The 15,373-nt window shown below is 62.9% G+C and carries 14 protein-coding genes; 9 read left to right on the top strand and 5 right to left on the bottom strand.

From position 1 onward, the window contains the following. The first annotated feature begins 13 nt into the window (after nucleotides 1-13). Genes AC0QUY_RS11535 through AC0QUY_RS11545 form a run of 3 tightly spaced genes read left to right on the top strand, consistent with a single transcriptional unit; the run spans nucleotide 14 to nucleotide 4,092 of the window. A complete protein-coding gene (locus tag AC0QUY_RS11535; RefSeq protein ID WP_475386924.1) occupies nucleotides 14-2,212 on the top strand; it encodes an amylo-alpha-1,6-glucosidase in 2,199 nt (732 codons plus the stop codon). A gap of 49 nt (nucleotides 2,213-2,261) precedes the next feature. Then, nucleotides 2,262-2,759: a PRC-barrel domain-containing protein gene (locus tag AC0QUY_RS11540; RefSeq protein ID WP_475386925.1), complete on the top strand. Its 498-nt coding sequence runs from the start codon at nucleotides 2,262-2,264 to the stop codon at nucleotides 2,757-2,759. Nucleotides 2,760-2,805: 46 nt separating this feature from the next. Continuing rightward, on the top strand, nucleotides 2,806-4,092 hold the full coding sequence (locus AC0QUY_RS11545) for an MFS transporter (RefSeq protein WP_475386926.1): 1,287 nt from the start codon (nucleotides 2,806-2,808) through the stop codon (nucleotides 4,090-4,092). On the opposite strand, the gene AC0QUY_RS11550 is transcribed toward AC0QUY_RS11545, so the two are convergent. Together AC0QUY_RS11550 and AC0QUY_RS11555 are read right to left on the bottom strand one after the other, a co-directional pair. Further along, on the bottom strand, nucleotides 4,064-5,284 hold the full coding sequence (locus AC0QUY_RS11550; protein ID WP_475386927.1) for an MFS transporter: 1,221 nt from the start codon (nucleotides 5,282-5,284) through the stop codon (nucleotides 4,064-4,066). The two genes, AC0QUY_RS11545 and AC0QUY_RS11550, sit on opposite strands and share 29 nt — an antisense overlap. A gap of 123 nt (nucleotides 5,285-5,407) precedes the next feature. Then, complete coding sequence (locus AC0QUY_RS11555) at nucleotides 5,408-5,899, bottom strand: cupin domain-containing protein (RefSeq protein WP_161852784.1); 492 nt, start codon at nucleotides 5,897-5,899, stop codon at nucleotides 5,408-5,410. Between the two features lie 278 nt (nucleotides 5,900-6,177). Between AC0QUY_RS11555 and AC0QUY_RS11560 the strand changes: the two genes are divergently transcribed. Further along, a complete protein-coding gene (locus AC0QUY_RS11560) occupies nucleotides 6,178-6,462 on the top strand; it encodes a hypothetical protein (RefSeq protein WP_475386928.1) in 285 nt (94 codons plus the stop codon). A gap of 80 nt (nucleotides 6,463-6,542) precedes the next feature. Beyond that, entirely contained in the window at nucleotides 6,543-7,262 is a 720-nt protein-coding gene (locus AC0QUY_RS11565; protein WP_475386929.1) for a peroxiredoxin-like family protein, read from the top strand. Between the two features lie 41 nt (nucleotides 7,263-7,303). Here the strand turns inward: AC0QUY_RS11565 and AC0QUY_RS11570 are convergent, their stop codons facing one another. Beyond that, the gene (locus AC0QUY_RS11570) at nucleotides 7,304-7,630 is read right to left on the bottom strand and encodes an antibiotic biosynthesis monooxygenase family protein (protein WP_475386930.1); all 327 of its coding nucleotides are present in this window, start codon (nucleotides 7,628-7,630) and stop codon (nucleotides 7,304-7,306) included. 120 nt (nucleotides 7,631-7,750) lie between these two features. After that, entirely contained in the window at nucleotides 7,751-8,653 is a 903-nt protein-coding gene (locus tag AC0QUY_RS11575; RefSeq protein WP_161852788.1) for a LysR family transcriptional regulator, read from the bottom strand. A 185-nt stretch (nucleotides 8,654-8,838) separates the two neighbouring features. Here AC0QUY_RS11575 and AC0QUY_RS11580 point away from each other — a divergent pair, with 185 nt between their 5' ends. Together AC0QUY_RS11580 and AC0QUY_RS11585 are read left to right on the top strand one after the other, a co-directional pair. Next, nucleotides 8,839-9,663 (top strand): 3-hydroxybutyrate dehydrogenase, encoded by an 825-nt coding sequence (locus AC0QUY_RS11580; RefSeq protein WP_475386931.1) that lies wholly within the window; start codon nucleotides 8,839-8,841, stop codon nucleotides 9,661-9,663. A gap of 26 nt (nucleotides 9,664-9,689) precedes the next feature. Then, nucleotides 9,690-10,853, top strand: a complete 1,164-nt coding sequence (locus tag AC0QUY_RS11585) for a patatin-like phospholipase family protein (RefSeq protein ID WP_161852790.1) — start codon at nucleotides 9,690-9,692, stop codon at nucleotides 10,851-10,853. Nucleotides 10,854-10,858: 5 nt separating this feature from the next. On the opposite strand, the gene glgA is transcribed toward AC0QUY_RS11585, so the two are convergent. After that, the gene (gene glgA / locus AC0QUY_RS11590; RefSeq protein ID WP_475386932.1) at nucleotides 10,859-12,286 is read right to left on the bottom strand and encodes a glycogen synthase GlgA; all 1,428 of its coding nucleotides are present in this window, start codon (nucleotides 12,284-12,286) and stop codon (nucleotides 10,859-10,861) included. A gap of 183 nt (nucleotides 12,287-12,469) precedes the next feature. Between glgA and AC0QUY_RS11595 the strand changes: the two genes are divergently transcribed. Further along, nucleotides 12,470-13,675: a CaiB/BaiF CoA transferase family protein gene (locus AC0QUY_RS11595; RefSeq protein WP_161852792.1), complete on the top strand. Its 1,206-nt coding sequence runs from the start codon at nucleotides 12,470-12,472 to the stop codon at nucleotides 13,673-13,675. A 150-nt stretch (nucleotides 13,676-13,825) separates the two neighbouring features. Further along, entirely contained in the window at nucleotides 13,826-15,367 is a 1,542-nt protein-coding gene (locus AC0QUY_RS11600) for an ABC transporter substrate-binding protein (protein ID WP_475386933.1), read from the top strand. Nucleotides 15,368-15,373 lie beyond the last annotated feature (6 nt).

Genomic DNA, 15,373 nt, shown 5'->3' on the forward strand with positions numbered 1-15,373 from the left:
GCCTGAGGTCAATATGACAGCCGAAGTCACTCAATTCATCACCATTGAGGCTGCCGAACACGTCGCGGAATCGCCGTTCTATATTCCGATGACGGGACCGGCGACGCGGCAGCGCCGCTCGCTCAAGCACGACGACACCTTTATCGTACTCGACAGCCATGGCGATATCGGCGCCTCTGCCGGCGGGCCCGACGGCCTGTTCAACGCCGATACGCGTTATCTCGCCCGGCTGGAGATGGTGCTCGACGACGTCCAGCCGCTGCTGCTCGGCTCCAATCTGCGTGACGATAATTCGGCGTTGACCGTCGACCTCACCAATTCCGACGTGTACCGCAACGGCAGGCTGACGCTGCCAAAGGACACGCTGCACATCGTGCGCTCGATCTTCCTGTGGCGCGGCACCGCCTACCAGCGCATCGCCCTGCAAAATCACGGCGAGCGGCCGGCAAGTTTCGACCTGACGCTGCTGTTCGACAATGATTTCGCCGATCTGTTCGAGGTGCGTGGCGAGCGCCGATCGCGCCGGGGAATAGGCTCGAGCCGGCTGCTCGGCCCCGCCGATGTGGTGCTGGAGTATAGCGGGCTTGACGGCCAGGCCCGCATTACCGCCTTGCATTTCGAGCCGCGGCCGACCCGGCTCGCCGTCAATTCAGCGACCTATCATTTCGAACTCGAACCCGGGCAAGTGATCGCCCTGTTCGTCGCGGTGTCCTGCAACAAGCCGATCATGCAGAAGCCGGTACCGTTCTTTCGCGGCCTCCTGGCGCATCGCCGCGAGATGCGGCGGTCGACGGCCGGCGCAGCCAGCATCGAGACCTCGAACAATATCTTCAACGAGGTGCTGTGCCAGGCGATGGCCGATCTCAACATGCTGATGACGGACACGCCGCAGGGCAGATATCCCTATGCGGGCATTCCCTGGTATTCGACCACGTTCGGCCGCGACGGGCTGATCACCGCGCTGCAGATGTTGTGGGTCGATCCGCGCATCGCCAAGGGAGTGCTGCGGCGGCTCGCCCATTTTCAGGCCAAGACGGTCGATCCGCTCGCCGATGCCGAGCCCGGCAAGATCCTGCACGAGATGCGCGGCGGCGAGATGGCGGCGCTGCGCGAAGTGCCGTTCGCGCAATATTACGGCAGCGTCGATTCGACGCCGCTGTTCGTGCTGCTGGCCGGCCTCTATGTCGAGCGCACCAGCGATGATGACACGCTGGCCGAGTTGTGGCCCGCGATCGAAGCGGGCTTGCGATGGATCGACGGTCCCGGCGATCCCGATCGCGACGGTTTCGTCGAGTACCAGCGCGCCACCGAGCAAGGGCTTGCCAACCAGGGCTGGAAGGATTCGTTCGATGCGATCTTCCACGCCGATGGACAGCTCGCCGAGGGCTATCTCGCGCTGGCGGAAGTTCAGGGATATGTCTTCGCCGCCAAGCGGCTGGCGGCACGTTGCGCCCGCCGGCTCGGAAAGATCGATCGCGCGGCGGAACTGGAATCCGCAGCGCTGTTGCTGGCCGAGCGCTTCGAAGAGGCGTTCTGGTGCGAGGAACTCGGCACCTACGCGCTGGCGCTCGACGGCGCCAAGCGGCCGTGCAAGGTACGAACCTCCAATGCCGGCCAGCTTCTCTTCACCGGCATCGTCCGAACCGATCGCGCCCGTCGCGTCGCGGCCGATCTGATGAGCCAGAAATTCTTTTCGGGATGGGGCATCCGCACCGTGGCCTACGGCGAGGTTCGCTACAACCCGATGTCCTATCACGACGGCTCGATCTGGCCGCACGACAATGCGCTGATCGCGCTCGGCTTCGCGCGTTACGGCCTGAAGCATTCGGTCGCGCATCTGTTCAAGGGCCTGTTCGATGCCGCGAGCTACATGGACTTGCGGCGGCTGCCGGAATTGTTTTGCGGATTCCGCCGCGAAAAGCGCCGAGGTCCGGTGCTCTATCCCGTCGCCTGCGCGCCGCAGGCCTGGGCCAGCGCGACGCCCTTCACGCTATTGGAAGCGGCGCTCGGCCTCGAATTCGATGCCGCGCGCGGCGAGATCCGCCTTCGCGACCCAAAGCTGCCGGATTTCCTCAACGAGGTGGTGTTGCGCGATCTGCAACTCGGGCCGTCCAGCGTCGACTTGAGGGTGCGCCGCCACGACGATGAGGTCTCGCTCGAAGTATTGCGCACCCGCGGCCAGATTCAGGTGTCGATCGTATTGACGCATTAGCGATGGCGGATTCGGGTAACCGAAGCGTCCGCCAAGATCAGGAGACCATATGCGCGCCGGTATTCTTGTCCTATCTATGATCGCCGGGTTAGCGATGAGCCTTCCGGTATCGGTAGCGGAAGACGGCGGAACGCAGGGAAGCCGCGCCGCGCCGGCCGATGCCGCAAAAGATGCCACGAAAAAGGAACCGGCGCCTCCAGCTTCGGTCACGGTGATCGGGGCCCGTGACGCGCTCGGCATTCTGGGTCGCGAGGTCCGCAGTGCAGCCAACGAAAATATGGGACGCATCGTCGACGTGATTGTGGACCGCGAGGGCGCTGTACGGGCCGCGGTCATCGATTTCGGCGGATTTCTCGGTGTCGGCAGCCGAAAGATAGTCGTCGACTGGAGTGCGCTGCATTTTGGTCGAGTTGCCAATAAGAGCGACAGCATCACCCTGGAGCTGACGAAAGAACAGGTGACGGCGGCGCCGGAATACAAGCAGGACGCGCCGGTAATCGTGCTCGGTGCGGCTGGCCGCCTACAGCCGTGGGATTTCGACAAGTAAGGGAGAAAACGATCTGGTCGCGCTCCCGTCCCAGTCGCTCGATCTGATGAACGACGATCGCCAGAGGCGATCCGCCGGCGAGAGCAATATCGTGCCGCAGCCGCCCGCTCCCAGCGAGCGGCCCAAACCGTCGATTGGGAGCCAGCGTGGCCTCGACTGGTTCATCTTCTTCCTCGCCGACGTGCAGACCGGGTTCGGTCCGTTCATTGCGGTCTATCTGACCACGCAGAAATGGACGCAGGTCGAGATCGGCTTCGTGCTGTCGATCGGCGGGATCATCGGCCTGCTCGGGCAGATGCCGGGCGGGGCCGTGGTCGATGCAGCCCGTTCCGAGCGGCTGGTGGCGGGGCTCGCGGTCGCCACCATCGGCTGCGCCGCGCTGGCCTATGCGCTATGGCCAATTTTTCCGGTCGTGACCGCGGCGGCGGTGCTGCATGCGCTGGCGAGCTGCGTGCTGGGTCCGGCAATCGCGGCCATCAGTCTCGGTCTGGTAGGGCCGCTCGCGATCGGCGAGCGGCTCGGGCGCAACGCCCGTTTCGCGTCCCTCGGCAACGGTTCGGCGGCGGCGCTGATGGGCGCATGCGGCTATCTGTTGTCAAGCCAGTCGGTGTTCTTCGTCACCTTCCTCCTGACAATCCCCACCTTGCTGGCGCTTACCCGGATTCGTGGCCAGGAGATCAACGTGGCGCAGGCGCACGGCGCCTTGAGCGAGGACAGGGATAGCAACGCCACCGACAAGGAGGCGACCAGTGTGCTGCATCTCCTCCGGCAGCGCCCGCTGCTGATCTTCGCCGGCGGCGTATTGCTGTTTCAACTCGCCAACGCCGCCATGCTGCCGCTCATGGCCGGCGTGGTCACGACGCGATCGGCTCAATGGGCGCCGGTGCTGATTGCGGCCTGCATCATCGTACCTCAAGCGATCGTCGCGCTGACTTCACCCTCGGTCGGGCGCAAGGCGCAGGCCTGGGGGAGGCGGCCGCTGCTGCTCATGGCGTTCGGCGCGCTGGCGATCCGCGGATTGCTGTTCGCAGTCGTGCGCGATCCCTATCTTCTGGTTCTCGTGCAGGTGTTCGACGGCATCACCGCGGCCGTACTCGCCGTGATGGTGCCGCTGATCGTGGCCGATGTCGCCTATGGCAGCGGCCACTTCAATCTGGCGCAGGGCGTCGTCGGCACCGCGACCGGCATCGGCGCGTCGCTGAGCACGGTGCTGGCGGGCTACATCAGCGACACCTTTGGCAGCAGCGTCGCCTTCACGGGGCTGGCCGGAATTGCAGCCCTCGGCCTGACGGTGATCTGGCTGTTCATGCCGGAGACCCGGCGAACCGGGTAAGCCGCCCGGTCAACAGTGCGGCGATGACCAGCGACGCGCCGATTCCGGCGACGCAGGCGGTCCATCCAGAGCGGTCGAACAATTGGCCCAGTGCGGCGCTTCCGACGAGACCGCCGAAGAAATAGCAGGCGAGGTAGGTTCCGCTGGCAATGCCGCGGTTGTCGCTGGCGGCCTGCCCGACAAAGCCGGTGGCGCAGGCCTGTGCGAAGAACGTACCGACGCCGACCAGCACCATTCCCGCGAGCACCGCCAACAGATGCGAAGACAGCATCATGGGCAATCCCAGCGCGGCGACCGCAAGCGCGGCCCAGATCGCCGGGCGCGTGCCAAAGCAGGCTACCGCCTTGCCGGCGAACAGTGTCGTGAACACGGAGGGCGCAAACACGAAATAGACGAAGCCGAGATCCATCCGCCCCAGCGACAGCGGCGCGCGAACCAATACGAAATTGACGTAGGTGAAAGTGCCGATGAAAGCGAACAGAATACAGAAGCCGATCGCAAAGGCCGCGCGGAGCGCCGGATTGCGCCAATGCGCGAGCGTCGCCGCGAACGGCGACGGCGCCGCGGATACCGCCTGCATCGGCTCGACGCGCTGGATGGTGAAATACACCAGCACGGCGCCGGCGAGGTTGAGCAGCGCGAAGAAATAGAAATTTGAGGCCAGCCCGAGCGTGTCGACCACTGCCGCCGACACCAGCCGTCCGATCAGATTGCTTGCGACGTTGCCGGTGATGTACGCCGCGAAGGCGCTACCCGCATCCATCGCGCTGCATTGCTCGCCGAGATAGGCCAGAGTCAGCGCAAACGCCGAGGCCATGCAGAGGCCCTGCGCGATCCGAAGTACGGTGAATGTCGTGAGGTCGGGCGCGATCGCCAGCAAGGTGGTCGGAATCGCCAGCAGGATCAGGCTCATGAGAATGCCGCGCCGACGGTCGATATGCGGACTCAGGAAGCCGACAACGAGGCTGGCGATTGCCATGCCCAGCGTGCTGGCGTTGACCGCGACGCCCATCTCGGCGGGCGACACGTTGTAGTGCCGCGTCAGCGAGGGAAGGATGGCCTGCGTCGCGAACAGATCGACCACGGTCAGGAACGCCGTGAGGCCAATGATGAAGGATCGCAGCACCGCGCCCGGCGAGTGACCATGCACTTCCACCGCTTCGGTTTCCATCGGCGCGGAAATGCCGGTCATGGCGCTTCTCACTGTCATCTCGGAAAAAGGAAGGATGTGACGGCCGGGGCGTGCGGGGCGACACGGGGATTCCAAGCCGTCACATCCGGCAACGAGGCGTCGGGTGGCGCTCGTTACAGCTCCTTACATGTTGTGATCGTGCGGATCCTTACGGACGTCGCCGACATAGAGGATGACGGTTTCCTTGCCGAGGTTCTTCCACCAGTGCGAGGTGCCGGCGACTTCCGGCCTGATCTCGCCGGCCTTGTGCACGATCGGCTCCGAACAGTTGCTGGCGTATTCAACGATCTCGCCCTGCTGGACGTAGATCAGCGCGGGACGATCGTCATGGCTGTGCCAGGGGACGATGCCGCCGGGCTCGATCGTCAGCTTGCGGAAGCGCAGCTCACGATCCCTGATGTTGGCGGGCTGCTTCTCGAGGTTGATCGAGCCAAGCGTGACGTCAGTGACGCCGACCGGCTTGTAGTCGACCATCGGGCGGACGTTCGCTTGCATCTTCCCGGCCGGGCATTCACCGGCCACGGCAGTGGAGGTCGCTGCAAACGAGCCCGCGATGAGTGCGGTAAGCGCGAGGCCTCGCCGCATCGCGCGTGAGGCGAGATTTGATTTGGACATGTCGTGGTCTCCTCTTGAGGTTTTGCCTCGGCCCGAAAGATCCGGCCGGCTACGCCCGCGAAAATCATTGAATTCGCGACCAGGAGGAAATGCCGGTTGGCTCTCGACTCCATAGCGTCGCGCTATGTGCGGCGGAGATCGATTGCAGTCGGCTTGCAGGTTCCTCAATGCGCCGCGGCTATCGAACCGATTGTGCAACGGCATTTCTCATTCGGATCAGGCCGCCCTCTGATGGGACAGCGCCCGATTGGCGGGCGTCACCATCCAGAGGAATCCCGATGAAAACCTTTTCCAAAACCCTGATTGCCGCCGCTGCGTTTGCCGCCGTCGCCACCACGGCCTTCTCGCAAGTTCCATGGGAATTCAACCCGGGCATGGCCTACATGTATGCCGGCCCCGGCAAGATGTCGGCGATGGCCATGGCCGCGAGCCCCAAGAATCACGACGCGATGATGAAGAACGCCAAGAAGGTCCCGAACAATACCGTGTTCTTCGTGGACAAGGGGCAGCTCTACTCGACCTCGGGCATGCTCGACCCCACCGGCAATTTCTATCTGCCCTGATCAAGGCACAATGAAAGTTTGGGCCGCCCTTGCGGTGCGGCCCGGACCAGAAAATAATACGGGGAATGCTGGAGCAAGCCATGACGACAATGCTGACGCTCGCCAACGCCGAACGTCTCAAGCAGGCGTTCCAGCAATGCCGCGACAGGGAAGGCTCGTTGCGCGAACAGCTCGAGGCCTACGCGGCGGCGGGGCGGGAGATATTTCCGGCCTATGGCGAAGCGGTCGACCGGCTGGTGGCGCGGCTCAATGAGAACGGCGGCGGCGAAAATGCGCCGCGGGTAGGCGAGGCGATGCCGCCCTTCCTGCTGCCGGACGAGACCGGCAACCTGGTCAGCCTGAAGTCATTAATCGATCGCGGACCGGTCGCGGTGATGTTCTATCGCGGTCACTGGTGCCCTTATTGCCGGCTAAATGTCCGGGCTGTGATCCAGGCCCACGTCCGGATCACGGCGTTGGGTGCGCAAGCCGTTGCGATCATGCCGGAGACGCAGGCCTATGCTGAAAGATTCAAATCCGAGGCCAACGCGCCGTTCCCTGTGCTGACCGACCTCGACAATGGCTACGCGCTGTCGCTCAACCTTGCGATCTGGCTCGGCGCCGAAATCCAGCGGCTGCTGTCATACCAGGACATGGCGAGCTTTCACGGCAATGACGGCTGGGTGCTGCCGATCCCGGCGACCTTCGTGGTCGGTCGCGACGGGCTGGTGAAGGCGCGCTTCGTCGATCCCGATTTTCGCAAGCGCATGGAGATCGACGACCTTCTCGCCGCGCTAAAGAGTGCGAGTGAAGAGCGGTAGCTCCTTGGCGCCTTCGGAATGCGCATGGCGGAAAGCGCTGCCTACCGTTCCCCCTCCATGACTTCGGTAACTTCGTACAGATGCGGATCGATGTCGCTGGTGATTTCGTCGAAATGGCCCCATCGCTTGCGAAACTCCGGGGATTGATGGGCCGATCGCAGCAGATCGCGATTTTGCCATTGCACGTAGTTGACGATGCGGCGGCCATCGAGGCTGCGATGCAGACTGATGGAAACAAAACCCGGCTGGCGCGCCATGAAGCGGGCGCGCTCGGTCATGACCGATAGCGCCTCGGCCTGCTTCTCGGGCTCTGACTCGATGATCGTGATCTGGGTAACGGGCTGTTTGTCGGTGTGGATCTGCGGCATGGCTGATCTCCCTTGTTGGCCGGGGGCCTTGCGTCAACCATGGAAATTCCCGGAATGGGAGGCAGTTCCGAAGCATCAGCCGAAAGCTTGATCTGACCTCATCAGGGCAAGGAGCAGGACCTATGCAGTTCCGCCCTTGCGCATAAATTGCTGCCAGTCGGCACCGCGCAGCATGCGCATCACGGCGGATGCCACGGCGGTCCGTTCACGCCCCGCAACGCCGTAGAGGTTCACGGTCCGGCGCGCATCCAGCCCTTCGACGGCAGCGCGCTTCAGCGTCGGTGGGATAGAGGCCGTGTCAGGCACCACGGCAATGCCGATATCGGCCTCCAGCAGCTCGATCAAATCGCGTTCTGACGCGATCTCATGGCTGCGATCGACGTCGAGACCGTGCTCGCGAAGCGAAGCGTTCACCCGCGTTGCATGCTCGCAGTAATTTCGCGACAGCAATTGCTCGGCGCGCAGATCGCCAAAATCGATTTTCTCGCGCGTTGCCAGTGGGTGGTTCTTGTTGACGACGAACTGAAAGTTTTCTGTGAACAGCGGCCAGGCGTCGAGCCGGTCCCACTCTTCGCTGATTTCGGCGGCAATGCCTAGCTCGGCTTCGCCCTTCTTGAGAAACTCCGCCACTTCGTGGGCATTGCCGCGCAGAAAGCGGAACTCCAGGCGGTTGAACATCCGCTTGATCTGGTCGAGGTGCGGGATCAACAGCGACAGGTCGACGGAATGGGTGAGCGCGATCCTGAGCGCGCCGACTTCGCCGCTCTTGAAGGAAGAGGCAAGCTCGCGGGCGCCGGTCGCGGCCTCATAGCATTGCTTGAGCAGCGGATGCATGCGCTGGCCGAGTTCGGTGAGTTGCGCGGCGGGCCGCTCGCGGCGAAACAGATCGCCGCCAAGTTCGGCTTCCAGTTGCTTGATGGCCCGCGTCAGCGATGGTTGCGTGACGTTGCAATCGTCGGCGGCGCGCGTGAAGTTGAGCACGCGCGCAACCGCGAGGAAGTAGCGAACCTGATGCATCTCCATGGCCGTGCCCCGGTCTGTCGTGCGGCAAAGCTACCCGATCGCGCCCCCCGATGACTACCCAAACCGCCATAGCGCCGACGTATGGTTTTGGAAGCCAAACGGCATTTTCTTAGACCCCGCCCGCCGTGCAGGCTGAAGCTGAGCGGTCTCGTCGAGAGGCTGATCAGCCACACGAAGGGAGGCCCATGAATATCCAGCTCAAAACCCAGAATACTGCGGCCCGGCGCCCGCTTTCCGGCAAGGTCTCGCTTATCACGGGATCGACCAGCGGCATCGGGCTCGGGATTGCCCGCGCATTGGCGGAAGCCGGCTCGGCGGTGGTGCTGAACGGTTTCGGCGTTGCGACCGAGATTGCAAAAGCGCGGGATCGGATCGAAGCCGATTTCGACGTCAAGGTCAGCTATTCTGCGGCCGATATGACGAGCCCGGAGGCGATCGCCGAGATGATTGCAGCCACCGTCGCCAGCCACGGACGGCTCGATATTCTGGTCAACAATGCCGGCATCCAGCATGTCGCGCCGCTCGATCAGTTTCCGGTCGAGAAATGGGACGCGATCCTGTCGATCAATCTGTCGTCGGCGTTTCACACCACGCGGCTCGCGCTGCCCGCGATGCGTCAGAACAGGTTCGGGCGGATCATTAACATCGCCTCCGCGCACGGGCTGGTCGCGTCGCCTTTCAAGGCGGCCTATATTGCCGCCAAACACGGCATTGTCGGCCTGACCAAAGTCGCGGCGCTGGAGACGGCGGAAGACGGCATCACCTGCAACGCGATCTGTCCAGGCTACGTCTACACGCCGCTGGTCGAGGCACAGATCGACGGCCAGGCCAAGGCGCATGGCATTTCCCGCGAGCAGGTCGTCCGCGACGTGTTGCTGGCGCAGCAGCCGAACAAGCGTTTTGCCACGGTCGAAGAGCTCGGCGCGCTCACGGTGTTTCTTACCAGCGATGCGGGAGCGTCGATTACCGGTGCTGCGTTGCCGGTCGATGGCGGATGGACCGCGCACTAGATCAACCAGCATTCAGGGAGCGTGACATGAAGGACGTTCAGGGCATTCATTCCTCGGCGAAGGCCAATTCGCCGGACACGCCCGGGCCCGGACAGGTGGTGCTGGTGCTGCAGGGCGGCGGTGCGCTCGGCTCCTACCAGGCCGGCGTCTATCAGGCGTTGCACGAGGCCGGGATCGAGCCGGACTGGATCATCGGCACCTCGATCGGTGCCATCAACGCCAGCCTGATCGCCGGCAATTCGCCACAGGACCGGCTGTCGCGTCTCCGCAAATTCTGGAAGAAGATGGAGCAGAGCCCGGTCTGGAGCTTTCGCGATACCTTTCCGGGCTTCAACGAAAAGCTGTCTTACTGGTCGACCGTGACCAACGGCATTCCCGGTTTCTTCCGGCCCAACCCGCTGGCCCATGCCGGCGACAGCTATCCGCTCGGCGCCGACAATGCCGGCTATTATTCGATCGCGCCGCTGGAGCGGACCTTGAGCGAGCTGGTCGATTTCGATCTGGTCAATCAATGTACGCCCCGCCTGACCGTTGGCGCAGCCCATGTCCGCACCAGCCAGATGCGCTATTTCGACAGCCGGGATTGCGAACTTGGCGTCAAGCACATCATGGCCTCTGGCGCGCTGCCGCCGGCGTTCCCGGCGGTGCGCATCGAGGGCGAGCTCTATTGGGATGGTGGGATCCTATCGAACACGCCGACGGAAGCCGTGTTCGACGACAATCCGCGCAAGAACTCGCTGATCTTCGCCGTTCATCTGTGGAATCCGTCCGGCGCCGAGCCGACCACGATGGCGGAGGTGCTGAACCGTCACAAGGACGTGCAATATTCGAGCCGGATCGCCAGCCACATCGCCCGCCAGCAGCAGGCGCATCGGCTGCGCCATGTCATCAACCAGCTCGCGGCGCGCCTGCCGGAGGCTGAGCGCAATAACGAGGCGGTGAGGGAGCTAGTGGGTTACGGCTGCCCGACCCGGATGCATGTGGTGCGGCTGCTCGCCCCGCAGCTCAGCCGCGAGGACCACACCAAGGACATCGATTTCAGTCCATCCGGCATCATGCAACGCTGGGACGCCGGCTACCGCCACACCAGCTCGGTGCTCGAAAAGAAGCCCTGGGTCGGCAAATTCGATCCGCTCTCCGGCGTCGTCCTCCATGAGCAGATGGAAGCCCTGCTGGAAGCGGCGGAATAGCAGACTTATGCGATGATGGAGGGCGCGATCGTCTTGCGATAAAGCGCGCTATAGCACGCGGCCGACAGGTCCCAGCTAAAGGAACGCGCCATCGCACTTCGCCGCATCGCGTCGAGCTTGTCCTTGGCGCGGAAGGCGTCGAAGGCGCGCCTGACGCCGCCGAGGAAGGATTCTGCGGACGGTTGCGGAAACAGGAAACCGGTTTCGCCGTCCTGGATGGTTTCCGCCAGCCCGCCGGTCTGGTGGCCGATCGGCAGCGATCCGAACCGCTGCGCATACATCTGGCTCAGCCCGCACGGCTCGAACCGCGACGGCATCAGCGTGAAATCGCTGCCGGCAAAGATTCGCCGCGCCTGGGCGTCGTTGAAGCCGATGACGACGCCGATTGCATCCGGCCTGCGGCGATGCGCATTGACGAGCGCCTGTTCGATCTGGGCCTCGCCGCTGCCGGTTACCACGATCTGCCCACCGGCCTCGATGATTTCGTCGGCGGCGGACAACACGAGGTCGACGCCCTTCTGGTGAACCAGACGCGCGACCAGGCCGAACAGCGGGCCGCGCGACAGCGCGAGGCCAAACTGCTTGCGGACGTAATCGGCATTGGCCTGTTTGCCTTTCCAGTCGCCGGGGGCAAAGGTCTGCGCCAGATGCGCACAGGCGCTGGGATCCCAGCTTTCGTCGATGCCGTTCAGGATGCCGGTCAGTTGCGCGGCGTTCGAGCGCTGCTGCAGCAGGCCTTCCAGCCCGCAGCCGAGTTCGCGCGTCGTGATCTCCTTGGCGTAGGTCGCGCTGACGGTGGTCAGATGCGAGGCGTAGACCAGGCCGCCCTTGAGGAACGACACGTGGTCGTAAAATTCGAGCCCATCGATGTGGAAGGAACTTTCGGGAGCCCCGATCCGGCGCAGCGCGTCCGGCGGGAACAGGCCCTGATAGGCGAGGTTGTGGATGGTCAGGATCGAGGGAATCTTCGTGCCCCTCCATGCCAGATAGGCTGGCGCCAGGGCGGCCTGCCAATCGTTGGCGTGGATCAGGTCTGCTGCCCAATTCTTGTCCACGTTGCCCGCGGCAAGTTCGGCCGCGGCAGAGGCAAACCGGCCGAACCTGATGTCGTTGTCCGGCCAGTCATGTCCCGATTCGTCGCCATAGGGGTTGCCAGGCCGGTCGTACAATTGCGAGCACAACAGCACGTAGACGGGCATACCATCCTTGGTGGCTGCCCGCCCGAGCGAGCAGGCTGGCATCTGTGCCAGCGCACCGCATTCTCCAACAATTTCAATGTGGGTGAGCTGTTCGAGAATGTCCCGGTAACCGGGCAGCATGACCCGGACGTCACTCCAGCGGCGCAGCGCCCGAGGTAGCGCCGCAGAAACGGCAGCAAGTCCGCCTACCCGGACGAAGTCATCCATCTCAGTGGTGACGAACAAGACCTTCACGGAAAACGTCCTCGTACCAGCCGCGATGAAACAGATGCAAGAATAGGTCCAACTTCCTTACCCGTTATAACGCTGGCTCCGAATAGTCGTTCCTCTGCGACTACTTCCCTGTCGGCGCTGCACAATTTAGGGTCACGGCCACCAACAACGAATGGCCGCAAAAGGCCGAAGGAGTTCGACGCAATGACCATAGCCGGCAATGATCAGGGGAATTTGACAGGCAGCTTCGCAGGCCTGCGGGTCCTCGATTTCTCAACCACGATTGCCGGACCGCATTGTACACGAATGCTCGCCGATATGGGAGCCGAGGTTATCAAGATCGAGACCGAGGAAGGCGAGACGATGCGAACCCGTCCGCCGGTACGGAATAACTGCTCGACGGCCTTCGGCCAGCTCAATGTCGGCAAGAACAGTATTGTTCTGGATCTGAAATCGTCGAAGGGAGTGGAGGCGGTTCGCCGGCTGGTCGCGACCGCTGACGTGCTGATGGAGAATTTCCGTCCAGGCGTGATGCGGCGATTGAAGCTCGACTACGCCTCGCTGCACGAGCTCAACCCGAAACTGGTCTATTGCTCGATCTCGGGATACGGCCAGACCGGGCCGTCGGCGGAGCTGCCGGCCTATGCGCCGGTGATTCACGCAGCCTCCGGCTATGAGATGGCGCATCTAGCCTATCAGCCGGGACGCAGCCGGCCGGACTATTGCGGCATCTATCATGCCGACGTGCTCACCGGCGTCTACGCGTTCGGCGCCATCTCGGCGGCGCTTTACCAGCGCGCGGCGACCGGGCAGGGCCAGCATATCGACGTCTCGATGTTGGAATCCATGCTGAGCCTGACGCTGAACGAATTGCAGTGGTCGCAGTTCGAGGTGAAGCCGACGCAGCGGCCGATGTTCGGCCCGATCGAGACGACGGACGGCTATGTGATGATGGCGATCGCCAGCGAGAAAACCTTTCAGAGCCTGATGCAGGTGATCGGCCACCCCGAGTGGGTGAGCGATCCGCGCTTTGCCAAATATTCCGATCGGCGAGAAAACTGGACGAGCCTGATGGAAGGCGTCGAAGCGTGGTCGCGCACCGTGACGACTGAGCAGTGCCTCGCTGCACTCAATACGCACGGCGTTCCGTCCTCGGCCTATCGCACCGTCGCTGAAGCGCTGCGCGATCCGCAGATTGCCCATCGCGGCGCATTGGCCGAGGTCGAGGATGGCGGCGGCTCCTTCAAGGTACTCAACCTGCCGTTCCGCATGTCGGGCGCCAAGGTGTCGGCGGCGTCGCGCATGTCGACGCTCGGCGAGCACACGCGTGCTTACTTGAAGGAGACCGGCCTGTCCGACGACGAGATCGCATCCTTTGCCGGCAAGGCGCAGGCGATCGCGCGTGGCTGACAGCGCGGTCCGCATAGCGAAACATTAACCTGCGGCGTTTTCATCCACGGCGTGTGATCGGCCTTGCCCGCGACTGCGTTTCCGGACAATCTTGCGGGCAGCCATACCTGATCCGGAATACCGGACGGACGACACATCGGAGGAAACACAATGAAGGCGGCGATCCGTTCGAGCGCGCTCGCGCGAATATTTCTTGTGGCGGGATTTGGTGTGGCGTTGTCGGCAATGCCCGCCAGCGCGCAGAAGGCGGGCGGCAGCATAACCTTCGGCCTTGAACTCGATATTCCCGGCTTCGATGTGCTCAAGGTCGGTGTATTCGATACCTCGGCCGGAACTGCAGCAGCGGCGATTTTCGATACGCTAACGTCTCTGGACGACAAGGGCGTTGTGCAACCGAAACTCGCTCTGTCCTGGACTCCTTCCGAGGACTTCAAGACCTGGACCTTCAAGCTGCGACCTGGCGTTAAATTCCACGACGGCACACCATTCAACGCCAAAGCGTTCAAGGAGAATTTCGATCGGCAGAAAGATCCCGCCAACAAGTGTCGCTGTGCCTTTTATATTGCCTTTGTCAACAGTGTGGAGGCGCCCGACGAATTGACGGTGGTCTACAATCTGAAGGACCCATCGGTGAACTTGCCGGCAATTGTGAGCTTTCCAAGCGGCAATAATTCGGTGCAGTCGCCGACGGCATGGAAGACCAAGGGCGATGACTACAACCGCAATCCCGTTGGCACCGGCCCTTATATCCTGAAGTCATGGGCCGCGGGGGACCGCATGGTGCTCGAGAAAAATCCCGACTATTGGGACAAGGGCCGTCCTTATCTCGACCGCATCGTCCTCAAGCCGCTGCCGGACGCGCAGTCGCGCTTTGCCAGCCTGCAATCCGGCGAGGCCGATATCATCTGGGACGACGAATTCGACGCCGACAACATCATGAAGGCGCAGAAGGATCCGAAGCTGACCGTGCACACCTATGTTGGGTCCGGCGCGCAGGTCTACGCCTTCAACACCAAGGTCGCGCCGTTCGACGATGTGCGTGTCCGCCAGGCGCTGGTGATGGCGATCGACCGCAAGAAGATGTCCCAGGCAATTACCAATGGTCTCGCAAGACCTGCCAGCAACCCCTACGGCGAAGGCTCCTGGGTCAAATGCAAGGATGATGGCGCGCTTCCCGAAGACCTCGAGAAGGCCAAGGCGCTGATCAAGGACTATGGCAAGCCCGTCGATTTCAAGATGCTCGTTACAGCGACGCCACGTGGGCGCACCGTCGGTCAGGTGCTGCAACAGTTCTGGAAGCGGGCTGGCGCCAACATGGAGATAGAGCAGGTCGACCAGGCCACCATCCCGCCGCGCGCCTTCATGCGCCAGTTCCAGTTGACGCCATGGCGGATCGTCGATCTCGCTGATCCCGATGTGCAGATGTATGCCAATTTCCGTACCGGCAGCCCGGTGGCGCTCGCCAACTATTCCAATCCCGAACTCGATAATCTGCTCGAGCGAGCGCGCACCACGGCCGATGTGAACAAGCGCATCGAGGATTATTGCGCTATCAGCCGTATCATCAACAAGGAAGCGATCTGGTTCTGGACCTTCCAGAACACCTATTACGCGCTGTCGAGCGTCAAGCTTAAGGGCTTGCCTAAAATGTACAGCGGGGTGGTGGACGTCTCCGGCACCTGGCTGGAATAATCTTCC

The organism is Bradyrhizobium sp. WYCCWR15520 (genome assembly GCF_056174665.1).

What these genes read in the sequence shown, in the direction of transcription:
- AC0QUY_RS11535 (WP_475386924.1), top strand. Translation starts at nt 14, where the DNA reads ATGACAGCCGAAGTCACTCAATTCATCACCATTGAGGCTGCCGAACAC.
- AC0QUY_RS11540 (WP_475386925.1), top strand. Translation starts at nt 2,262, where the DNA reads ATGCGCGCCGGTATTCTTGTCCTATCTATGATCGCCGGGTTAGCGATG.
- AC0QUY_RS11545 (WP_475386926.1), top strand. Translation starts at nt 2,806, where the DNA reads ATGAACGACGATCGCCAGAGGCGATCCGCCGGCGAGAGCAATATCGTG.
- AC0QUY_RS11550 (WP_475386927.1), bottom strand. Translation starts at nt 5,284, where the DNA reads ATGACCGGCATTTCCGCGCCGATGGAAACCGAAGCGGTGGAAGTGCAT.
- AC0QUY_RS11555 (WP_161852784.1), bottom strand. Translation starts at nt 5,899, where the DNA reads ATGTCCAAATCAAATCTCGCCTCACGCGCGATGCGGCGAGGCCTCGCG.
- AC0QUY_RS11560 (WP_475386928.1), top strand. Translation starts at nt 6,178, where the DNA reads ATGAAAACCTTTTCCAAAACCCTGATTGCCGCCGCTGCGTTTGCCGCC.
- AC0QUY_RS11565 (WP_475386929.1), top strand. Translation starts at nt 6,543, where the DNA reads ATGACGACAATGCTGACGCTCGCCAACGCCGAACGTCTCAAGCAGGCG.
- AC0QUY_RS11570 (WP_475386930.1), bottom strand. Translation starts at nt 7,630, where the DNA reads ATGCCGCAGATCCACACCGACAAACAGCCCGTTACCCAGATCACGATC.
- AC0QUY_RS11575 (WP_161852788.1), bottom strand. Translation starts at nt 8,653, where the DNA reads ATGGAGATGCATCAGGTTCGCTACTTCCTCGCGGTTGCGCGCGTGCTC.
- AC0QUY_RS11580 (WP_475386931.1), top strand. Translation starts at nt 8,839, where the DNA reads ATGAATATCCAGCTCAAAACCCAGAATACTGCGGCCCGGCGCCCGCTT.
- AC0QUY_RS11585 (WP_161852790.1), top strand. Translation starts at nt 9,690, where the DNA reads ATGAAGGACGTTCAGGGCATTCATTCCTCGGCGAAGGCCAATTCGCCG.
- AC0QUY_RS11595 (WP_161852792.1), top strand. Translation starts at nt 12,470, where the DNA reads ATGACCATAGCCGGCAATGATCAGGGGAATTTGACAGGCAGCTTCGCA.
- AC0QUY_RS11600 (WP_475386933.1), top strand. Translation starts at nt 13,826, where the DNA reads ATGAAGGCGGCGATCCGTTCGAGCGCGCTCGCGCGAATATTTCTTGTG.